This is a genomic window from Taibaiella helva (assembly GCF_003545695.1).
Classification (GTDB): domain Bacteria; phylum Bacteroidota; class Bacteroidia; order Chitinophagales; family Chitinophagaceae; genus Taibaiella; species Taibaiella helva.
Window position 1 is genome coordinate 1 of the sequence record NZ_QUZZ01000023.1, and the last position, 2,500, is coordinate 2,500.

Sequence of the window (2,500 nt, forward strand, 5' to 3'; positions counted from 1 at the left end):
TTGTAAATAAATATGGCAGCTACCTACTCTCCCGGATTTAACCAGTACCATCGGCCATGAGGGGCTTAACTTCTCTGTTCGGAATGGGAAGAGGTGAACACCCTCGGCAATACCACCATAAGCTCTTGGTTAGTATTAAGTATTGAGTATCGAGTATTGAGAACACACTGTGTCTCATCACTCATTGCTCACATCTCATGTCTAACATAATAAGGTGACATATTGGGTCAGCTCAGATAGCTTTTAATAACAACTTATAAGTTTATACCCTTAAGGTATAATAAAGTTAAAGCGTACGTGCAATTAGTACTACTCGGCTTTGATGTTACCACCTTTACACCTGTAGCCTATCAACGTCGTAGTCTTCGACGGCACTTAAAAGTAAACTCATCTTAAGGAAGGTTTCGCGCTTAGATGCTTTCAGCGCTTATCCTTTCTGTACATAGCTACTCTGCACTGCACCTGGCGGCACAACAGATACACCAGCGGTACATACAACCCGGTCCTCTCGTACTAAGGTCATGTCCTCGCAATTTACTAACGCCCACCACAGATAGAGACCAAACTGTCTTGCGACGTTCTGAACCCAGTTCACGTGCCACTTTAATGGGCGAACAGCCCAACCCTTGGGACCTTCTCCAGCCCCAGGATGTGACGAACCGACATCGAGGTGCCAAACCTCCCCGTCGATATGAGCTCTTGGGGGAGATCAGCCTGTTATCCCCGGAGTACCTTTTATCCTTTGAGCGACGACCCTTCCATTCAGAATCGCCGGATCACTTTAGCCTGCTTTCGCACCTGCTCGGCTAGTCAGCCTCACAGTCAAGCTCCCTTATACTAATACGCTCTACGCACGATTACCAACCGTGCTGAGGGAACCTTTGCGAGCCTCCGTTACGCTTTGGGAGGCGACCACCCCAGTCAAACTACCCACCATGCAATGTCTCCCCAGGGGGGATTAGACTCTAAGTAACAGAAGGTTGGTATTTCAACGGTGACTCCACACACACTGGCGTGCATGCTTCATAGTCTCCCAACTATGCTACACATCTGTTACCCAAAATCAATGCAAAGTTGTAGTGAAGGTTCACGGGGTCTTTTCGTCCCGTGGCGGGTAACCGGCATCTTCACCGATACTACAATTTCACCGGGCTCGTGGAGGAGACAGTGTGCAACTCATTAGACCATTCGTGCAGGTCGGAACTTACCCGACAAGGAATTTCGCTACCTTAGGACCGTTATAGTTACGGCCGCCGTTTACTGGGGCTTCAGTCGTAAGCTTCACATTGCTGCTGACAAACTTCCTTAACCTTCCAGCACCGGGCAGGTATCAGGCTCTATACTTCATCTTTCGATTTCGCAGGGCCCTGTGTTTTTGCTAAACAGTTGGTTGCACCATTTTACTGAGACCGCATCACTGCGGTTGGCTTTATCCCGAAGTTACAGCCATAATTTGCCTAGTTCCTTCTCCACGGCTCACCCGAGCGCCTTAGAATACTCTTCTCGACTACCTGTGTCGGTTTACGGTACGAGCTGTATTATACGAACCTTAGAAGTTTTTCTCGGCAGTCTGATTACAGTCACTATCCACGCCACCGAAGCTTTGTGGTACTATCAGGTTTCAGCAAAGCCGGCGGATTTGCCTACCAGCTCTATACCTACGCCCTTTAACGAACTATTCCGTCAGTTCGCGGACTTGTCACTTCTGCGTTACTCCATCGAATATAATACAGGCATGGGAATATTAACCCATTATCCATCGACTTCCCCTTTCGGGTATGCCTAAGGTCCCGGCTAACCCTGATCCGATTAACGTTGATCAGGAACCCTTAGTCTTTCGGCGACAAGGTTTTTCACCTTGTTTATCGTTACTCATTCCTACATTTTCTTTTCCATACGCTCCAGCATACCTCGCGGTACACCTTCGATGCGGTATGGAATGCTCTCCTACCGATCGACCTTACGGCCGATCCTATAGCTTCGGCACTACGTTTGATGCCCGATCATTTTCCGCGCCCGAACCCTCGACCAGTGAGCTGTTACGCACTCTTTAAATGAATGGCTGCTTCCAAGCCAACATCCTGGCTGTCTTAGGATTTGAACATCGTTTATCCAACTTAACGTAGATTTAGGGGCCTTAGCTGATAGTCTGGGTTGTTCCCCTCTCGGCCATGGACCTTAGCGCCCACAGCCTCACTGCCGCAGATATCAATTAGCATTCGGAGTTTGTCAGGATTTGGTAGGCGGTGAAGCCCCCTAGTCCAATCAGTAGCTCTACCTCTAATTGACTTCTATTATGCGACGCTGTTCCTAAAAACATTTCGGAGAGAACGAGCTATCTCTCAGTTTGATTGGCCTTTCACCCCTATCCACAGGTCATCGGATAGCTTTTCAACGCTAACCCGTTCGGCCCTCCAGTGTGTGTTACCACACCTTCAGCCTGCCCATGGATAGATCACAAAGTTTCGCGTCTGCCCCCACTAACTTAAGCGCCCTATTA

2 rRNA genes (1 of these 2 cut by a window edge) are annotated in these 2,500 nt (G+C 48.6%); both read right to left on the reverse strand.

The features are described 5' to 3' along the window. Positions 1–10 precede the first annotated feature (10 nt). Positions 11–120: ribosomal RNA gene (gene rrf, locus DZC79_RS20855) — 5S ribosomal RNA — on the reverse strand. Positions 121–283: 163 nt separating this feature from the next. Continuing rightward, positions 284–2,500: ribosomal RNA gene (locus DZC79_RS20860) — 23S ribosomal RNA — on the reverse strand (it continues 662 nt past the right edge of the window).